Raw genomic sequence first — 7,377 nt, 5'->3', positions numbered from 1 at the left:
GCTCGCGATGCGCCGCGCGGGCGGCGCTCGATCTCACAGGCGCTGCATATCTTGTGACAAACACCTATCAGCCCTGACGCGATCCCTGTGGGAGCTGGCTTGCCTGCGATGGGCCGCAAGGCGGCCCCGGCGATGTTGAGGCATACTACCGCCCTCCCCGGCCACCACCCTCTACGTTCCCATGCGCATCCACGTCAGCTTCATCGACCGCGTCGGCATCACTCAGGAAGTGCTAGCCCTGCTCGGTGCCCGCAACCTCAACCTGGACGCCGTGGAGATGGTCCCGCCGAACGTCTACATCGACGCCCCGACGCTCAGCCCCGCGGTGCTCGAAGAGCTGCACGACGCACTGTTCGAAGTGCACGGGGTACAGTCGGTGGACGTGGTCGACATCCTTCCCGGGCAACGTCGGCACCTGCAACTGGATGCGTTGCTGGCAGCGATGAGCGACCCGGTCCTGGCCGTGGACAGCGCCGGCAAGGTGTTGCTGGCCAACCCGGCGCTGATCGAGCTATGCGGCCGCGAATCGGCCGGGCGCTCGGTGGGCGAGCTGTTCGGCGACGCCGGGCTGCTGCAGGCGCTGCTGGACAACAACTTCCACCTGCCTATGCGCGAGATGCAACTGAACGGCCACAGCCTGCTGCTCGATGCCATGCCCATTACCAACGCCGGTGGCCTGCTGACGCTTTACCCGCCATCGCGCATGGGCGAACGCCTGTCGGCCCTGCACCACGACCACGCCGAGGGCTTCGACGCCCTGCTGGGCGAGTCACCGGCCATCCGTACTCTCAAAGCACGCGCCATGCGCGTTGCCGCACTCGATGCGCCGCTGCTGGTGCATGGCGAAACCGGCACCGGCAAAGAGCTGGTGGCCCGCGCCTGCCATGCCATCAGCAGCCGCCAGGCGGCACCGTTCCTGGCGCTGAACTGCGCCGCCCTGCCCGAGAGCCTGGCCGAGAGCGAGCTGTTCGGCTACGCCCCCGGCGCCTTCACCGGCGCGCAACGCGGCGGCAAGCCGGGGCTGATGGAGCTGGCCAACCAGGGCACGGTGTTTCTGGATGAGATCGGCGAAATGTCACCGTACCTGCAGGCCAAGCTGCTGCGCTTCCTCAGTGACGGCAGCTTCCGCCGGGTGGGCGGCGACCGCGAAGTGAAGGTCGATGTGCGCATCATCAGCGCCACCCACCGCGACCTGGAGCGCATGGTGGCCGAAGGCAGCTTCCGCGAAGACCTGTTCTACCGCCTGAATGTGCTCAACCTGCAGGTACCGCCCCTGCGCGACCGCGGCCAGGACATCCTGATGCTGGCGCACTTCTTCATGCAGCAGGCCTGCACGCAGATCCAGCGCCCAGCCTGCCGGTTGACCCCGGCCACCCATTCGGCGCTGCTGGCCAACCCGTGGCCGGGCAACGTGCGCCAACTGCAGAACGTGATTTTCCGTGCGGCGGCCATCTGCGAAAGCAACCTGGTGGACATTGGTGACCTGGACATTGCCGGCACCTCGGTGGCGCGCGGGCAAGATGGCGAAGTGGCCAGCCTGGAGCAAGCCGTGGGCGATTTCGAGCGTGAGCTGCTGCAACGTCTGTACGCCAGCTACCCCTCCACCCGGCAACTGGCTGCGCGCTTGCACACTTCGCACACCGCCATTGCCCAGCGCTTGCGTAAATATGGAATACCCGGCAAAGGCTGATAGTCGTTGCAATAACCTGTTAGTTGTTCAGACCTTTCCTACGCGCGTGAAAGATACTCTCCCACATATGCCTCGTAGAATGGTGACGGTGTATTGCCACTTGTCATCCCACTGATCCGCCCAAGTGCGGAGCGTGGTTCGCTACTGGATATAACGAGAGCACCTGATGTTTGAACTCGATTTTTACGGGACACTTGTAGCCGCCTCTCTCGTCCTGTTATTGGGGCGCGGGCTGGTTGCAAGGATTGGTTTGTTGCGCGTCTACAATATTCCGGAACCCGTTGCCGGTGGCCTGGTCGTCGCCTTTGCCCTGCTGGCGTTGCGCAGTTTCGATGTGCAGGTGCAGTTCGATACCTCACTGCAAACACCCTTGATGCTGGCCTTCTTCGCCACCATCGGCTTGAGCGCAGACTTTGCCAGCCTGAAAAAAGGCGGCCGTGTGGTGGTGGTCTTCCTGCTGGTGGTCACTAGCCTGTTGCTGGTGCAGAACGCCATGGGCATCGGCCTGGCCTCGGCATTGGGGCTGGACCCTTTGATGGGCCTGCTGGCCGGTTCGATCACCCTGTCCGGCGGCCACGGCACCGGCGCCGCCTGGGGCGCCACGTTCAGCGAAAAGTTCGGCCTGGCCTCGGCTGCGGAACTGGCGATGGCCTCGGCCACCTTCGGGCTGGTGCTGGGCGGCCTGATTGGCGGGCCGGTTGCCCGGCTGCTGATCAAGCGGGTGAAAACGCCGGGGGCCGATGAGGAACTGCCGCAACTGCCCCAGGGTTTCGAGCGGCCTGACAAAGAGCGCCTGATAACATCGTTTTCATTTGTAGAAACACTGGCGCTGATTGCGGTAAGCCTGCTTGCCGGTTCTTTGCTCAATGGCGCACTCAAAGGAACTGCATTCGAACTGCCGACGTTTGTGTGTGTGCTGTTCGTGGGTGTATTGCTGCGCAATGGGCTATCCGCATTCGGCTTCTACCGTGTGTTCGAACGGGAAGTTTCGGTACTGGGCAATGTCAGCTTGTCGCTGTTCCTGGCCATTGCCTTGATGTCGCTCAAACTATGGGACCTGGCAGCGCTGGCCTTGCCGTTCTTCGCATTATTGGCCGCACAGACACTGGTCATGGCGCTGTTCGCAATTTTCGTGACGTTCCGGGTCATGGGTCGCAATTACGATGCTGCCGTATTGGCTGCCGGCCATTGCGGATTTGGCCTGGGGGCCACGCCCACTGCCATTGCCAACATGCAGGCAGTGACCCAGCGCTACGGCGCTTCGAACATTGCCTTTCTGGTGGTACCCATGGTGGGGGCATTCTTCATCGACATCATCAATGTCATCGTGATCAAACTCTATCTGGCACTGCCGCTGTTCATGGCAGGTTGATGCCTTTTACCGTACCTGTGGCGTCGCCCGACTAAAGAGTTGGCAGTAACGTGCCAAACAGACGCCGCGGCACTGTAACGCTTTGATTACACCGTATCGAAAACGCTACATTGGTGTGCGCATGCGGTTATACAAGGGTTTGATAGAGAAACGCTTTTTCACCCCGCGTGCAATGTAGCGTTTTCGTTCCACCGCCAAAAATCGAGCGCCTCAGTAAAAATTTAACTTATTGTTTTATAAGCCTTTTTTGAAATTGGCCGCATTATTGCTATGGGAATCCCGACCCAAGAGCGCGGGCACACCGCGCCCAACGCCCGAGGATTCCGCATGAGCGAGTTGCGTTTCACCGAAGATCACGAATGGCTGCGCGTCGAAGCCGACGGCAGTGTCACCGTGGGCATCACCGCCTTCGCCCAGAACGCCCTTGGCGATGTGGTGTTTGTGCAACTGCCCGAGTTGCAGCAGTACGAGAAAGGCAGCGAAGCATCCACCGTCGAGTCGGTGAAAGCTGCCAGCGGCGTATACATGCCCCTGACCGGCGAGGTGGTTGCAGTCAACGCACAGCTCGACTCAAGCCCGGAGCTGGTCAACGAAGACCCCATGGGCGAAGGCTGGTTCTTCCGCTTCACCCCGGCCAACATCAGCGAAGTCAGCGCCCTGCTCGACCAGGACGCCTATGACCGCCTGATCAAAGCCAACGCTGAAGCCTGAGGACTGCGCCATGACCATCAACCTCAGCACCGCCAACGAATTCATCGCCCGGCACATCGGCCCGCGCACCGCCGACGAGCAGGCCATGCTCGCCGCCCTCGGTTTCGAATCGCTGGACGCCATGACCGCGGCGGTCATCCCCGACAGCATCAAGGGCACCAGCGTGCTCGGCGCGCACGACGGCCAGAGTGAAGCCGACGCGCTGGCAGCACTCAAGGCCATCGCCGGCAAGAACCAGCTGTTCAAGAGCTTCATCGGCCAGGGCTACTACAACACCCACACCCCGGCCCCCATCCTGCGCAACCTGCTGGAAAACCCGGCCTGGTACACCGCCTACACGCCCTACCAGCCGGAAATCTCCCAGGGCCGCCTGGAAGCGTTGCTGAACTTCCAGACCCTGATCAGCGACCTCACCGGCCTGCCGATCGCCAACGCTTCGCTGCTCGACGAAGCGACCGCCGCAGCCGAGGCCATGACCTTCTGCAAGCGCCTGTCGAAGAACAAGACCAGCCACAGCTTCTTCGCGTCGGTGCACTGCCACCCGCAAACCCTGGACGTACTGCGCACCCGCGCCGAGCCGTTGGGCATCGACGTGGTGGTCGGCGACGAACGCGAGCTGGGCGATGCCAGTGCCTTCTTCGGCGCGCTGCTGCAATACCCGGCCAGCAATGGCGAGGTGTTCGACTACCGTGAAGTGGTGCAGCGCTTCCATGCCGCCAACGCGCTGGTCGCCGTGGCAGCAGACCTGCTGGCCCTGACCCTGCTGACCCCACCGGGTGAGTTCGATGCCGACGTGGCCATCGGCAGCGCCCAGCGTTTTGGCGTGCCCCTGGGCTTCGGCGGCCCACACGCGGCCTACTTCGCCACCCGTGACGCCTTCAAGCGCGACATGCCAGGCCGGCTGGTCGGCGTGTCGATCGATCGCTTCGGCAAGACCGCCCTGCGCCTGGCCATGCAAACCCGCGAGCAGCACATCCGCCGCGAGAAGGCCACCAGCAACATTTGCACCGCCCAGGTGCTGCTGGCCAATATCGCCAGCATGTACGCCGTGTACCACGGCCCGGCCGGCCTCAAGCGCATCGCCGAGCGCACCCATGCGCTGACCGCGGTTCTGGCAGCCGGCCTGAACCGCCTGGGTTTGCAAGTGGTCGGTGCAACAGCCTTCGACACCTTGACCCTGGCCACCGGCACCGCCACTGCCAGCCTGCTTGAGCAGGCCCGCGCCCAAGGTATCAACCTGCGCCAGGTCGACGCCGCCCACCTGGGCCTGTCGCTGGACGAAACCAGCACCCAGGCTGACGTGCAGGCCCTGTGGCAACTGTTCGCCGGCAACCAGCCCCTGCCTGACTTCGCCGCGCTGGCTGCCAGCACCGGTTGGCTGCTGCCCGCGGCCCTGCTGCGCCAGTCGGCCATCCTCGAACACCCGGTATTCAACCGCTACCACAGCGAAACCGAACTGATGCGCTACCTGCGCCGCCTGGCCGACAAGGACCTGGCGCTGGACCGCAGCATGATCCCGCTGGGCTCCTGCACCATGAAGCTGAACGCAGCCAGCGAAATGATCCCGGTGACCTGGGCCGAGTTCGGCAACCTGCACCCCTTTGCGCCGGCCGAGCAAAGCCAGGGCTACCTGCAGATGACCACCGAGCTGGAAGCAATGTTGTGCGCTGCTACCGGCTATGATGCCGTGTCGCTGCAGCCCAACGCCGGCTCGCAGGGCGAGTACGCCGGGTTGCTGGCCATACGTGCCTACCACCGCAGCCGTGGCGAAAGCCACCGTGACATCTGCCTGATCCCCTCGTCGGCCCACGGCACCAACCCCGCTACCGCCAACATGGCCGGCATGCGTGTGGTGGTTACCGCCTGTGACGCCCGCGGCAACGTCGATGTCGAGGACCTGCGCGCCAAAGCCATCGAACACCGCGAGCGCCTGGCCGCGATCATGATCACCTACCCATCGACCCACGGCGTGTTCGAAGAAGCGATCGGCGAAATCTGCGCGATCATTCACGACAACGGTGGCCAGGTGTACATCGACGGCGCCAACATGAACGCCATGGTCGGCCTGTGCGCGCCGGGCAAGTTCGGCGGCGACGTGTCGCACCTGAACCTGCACAAGACCTTCTGCATTCCGCACGGTGGCGGCGGCCCGGGGGTGGGCCCGATTGGCGTCAAGTCGCACCTGGCGCCGTTCCTGCCCGGCCATGCGCAGTTGCAAAACACCCAGGGTGCGGTGTGCGCCGCGCCGTTCGGCAGCGCCAGCATTCTGCCGATCACCTGGATGTACATCCGCATGATGGGCGGTGCCGGCCTCAAGCGTGCGTCGCAGATGGCGATCCTCAACGCCAACTACATCGCCCGCCGCCTGGAAGAGCACTATCCTGTCCTGTATAGCGGCGGCAATGGCTTGGTGGCACACGAATGCATCCTCGACCTGCGCCCACTGAAGGACACCAGCGGCATCAGCGTCGACGATGTGGCCAAGCGCCTGATCGACTTCGGCTTCCACGCCCCGACCATGTCCTTCCCGGTGGCCGGCACGCTGATGATCGAACCGACCGAAAGCGAGTCCAAGGAAGAACTGGACCGCTTCTGCAACGCCATGATCCAGATCCGCGCAGAAATCCGCGCGGTCGAGGACGGTAGCCTGGACAAAGACGACAACCCGCTGAAAAACGCCCCGCATACCGCGGCCGAGCTGGTTGGCGAATGGGCGCACGGTTACAGCCGCGAGCAGGCGGTGTACCCGCTGCCTGGCCTGGTGGAAGGCAAGTACTGGCCACCGGTCGGCCGCGTCGACAACGTATTCGGCGACCGTAACCTGGTGTGCGCCTGCCCGTCGATCGAGAGCTATCAGGACGCCTGATCCGGCTCGCCGGCTCCCACAAGGGCTCCACTGCCTGCAAGGATTGTGCTGCACCTGTAAGAAGCCTGCTCTCACGGGAACGTCGTACCTGTGGGCGCTGGCTTGCCGGCGATCGAGTGCGCAGCACTCGCCTTTTCTTTCTGGAGGGAACGAGCAATGGCTTTGAGCGTCTTCGACCTGTTCAAGATCGGCATCGGCCCCTCCAGTTCCCACACCGTCGGCCCGATGCGCGCCGCTGCGCGGTTTGCCGAAGGGCTGCGCCGTGATGGCCTGCTGGCCAAAACGGCCAGCGTCAAGGCCGAGCTGTATGGCTCACTGGGTGCCACCGGCAAAGGCCACGGCAGTGACAAGGCCGTGTTGCTCGGCCTTGAAGGCGAACAGCCGGACACCCTCGATACCGACAGCATCCCCGCCCGCCTGCAGGCCATCCGCAGCAGTGGCAAGCTCAAGCTGCTGGGCGAGCACACCATTGCCTTCAATGAAAAGCAGCACCTGGCAATGATCCGCAAGCCACTGGACTACCACCCCAACGGCATGATCTTCCGCGCATTCGACAACGCCGGCCTTCAAATCCGCAGCCGCGAGTACTACTCGGTGGGCGGGGGGGGGGGGGGGGGGCGGCCCCCCCCCCCCCCCCCCCCCCCGCGGGGGGGCCCCCCCCCCCCCCGCCCCCCGGGCGGCCCGGGGCCCCCCGCCCCCCCCCCCCACCCCCCCCCCCCCCACCCCACAAGGGGGTAT

General features: G+C 64.2%; 5 protein-coding genes. All 5 read left to right on the top strand.

Annotated elements, in window-relative coordinates:
* Positions 1–181 precede the first annotated feature (181 nt).
* A complete protein-coding gene (locus tag EGJ22_RS25345) occupies positions 182–1,690 on the top strand; it encodes a sigma-54-dependent transcriptional regulator (protein WP_047150239.1) in 1,509 nt (502 codons plus the stop codon).
* Between the two features lie 166 nt (positions 1,691–1,856).
* The gene (gltS, locus tag EGJ22_RS25340; protein WP_033691431.1) at positions 1,857–3,062 is read left to right on the top strand and encodes a sodium/glutamate symporter; all 1,206 of its coding nucleotides are present in this window, start codon (positions 1,857–1,859) and stop codon (positions 3,060–3,062) included.
* 327 nt (positions 3,063–3,389) lie between these two features.
* The gene (gcvH, locus tag EGJ22_RS25335) at positions 3,390–3,773 is read left to right on the top strand and encodes a glycine cleavage system protein GcvH (RefSeq protein ID WP_009687031.1); all 384 of its coding nucleotides are present in this window, start codon (positions 3,390–3,392) and stop codon (positions 3,771–3,773) included.
* A gap of 10 nt (positions 3,774–3,783) precedes the next feature.
* Positions 3,784–6,639: an aminomethyl-transferring glycine dehydrogenase gene (gene gcvP / locus EGJ22_RS25330; RefSeq protein ID WP_125920454.1), complete on the top strand. Its 2,856-nt coding sequence runs from the start codon at positions 3,784–3,786 to the stop codon at positions 6,637–6,639.
* A 156-nt stretch (positions 6,640–6,795) separates the two neighbouring features.
* On the top strand, positions 6,796–7,377 hold a 582-nt coding region (locus tag EGJ22_RS25325), incomplete at its 3' end, for a serine dehydratase beta chain (RefSeq protein WP_305955504.1).

Source organism: Pseudomonas sp. p99-361, assembly GCF_003935475.1.
In the GTDB taxonomy this organism is placed as follows: domain Bacteria; phylum Pseudomonadota; class Gammaproteobacteria; order Pseudomonadales; family Pseudomonadaceae; genus Aquipseudomonas; species Aquipseudomonas juntendi.
The sequence above is the reverse complement of the archived record's forward strand: the minus strand, read 5'-3'. Positions and strand labels throughout refer to the sequence as shown.

Bases quoted from the DNA above. Each gene is read 5' to 3' on its own strand.
- EGJ22_RS25345 (WP_047150239.1), top strand. From the start codon at position 182: ATGCGCATCCACGTCAGCTTCATCGACCGCGTCGGCATCACTCAGGAA.
- gltS (WP_033691431.1), top strand. From the start codon at position 1,857: ATGTTTGAACTCGATTTTTACGGGACACTTGTAGCCGCCTCTCTCGTC.
- gcvH (WP_009687031.1), top strand. From the start codon at position 3,390: ATGAGCGAGTTGCGTTTCACCGAAGATCACGAATGGCTGCGCGTCGAA.
- gcvP (WP_125920454.1), top strand. From the start codon at position 3,784: ATGACCATCAACCTCAGCACCGCCAACGAATTCATCGCCCGGCACATC.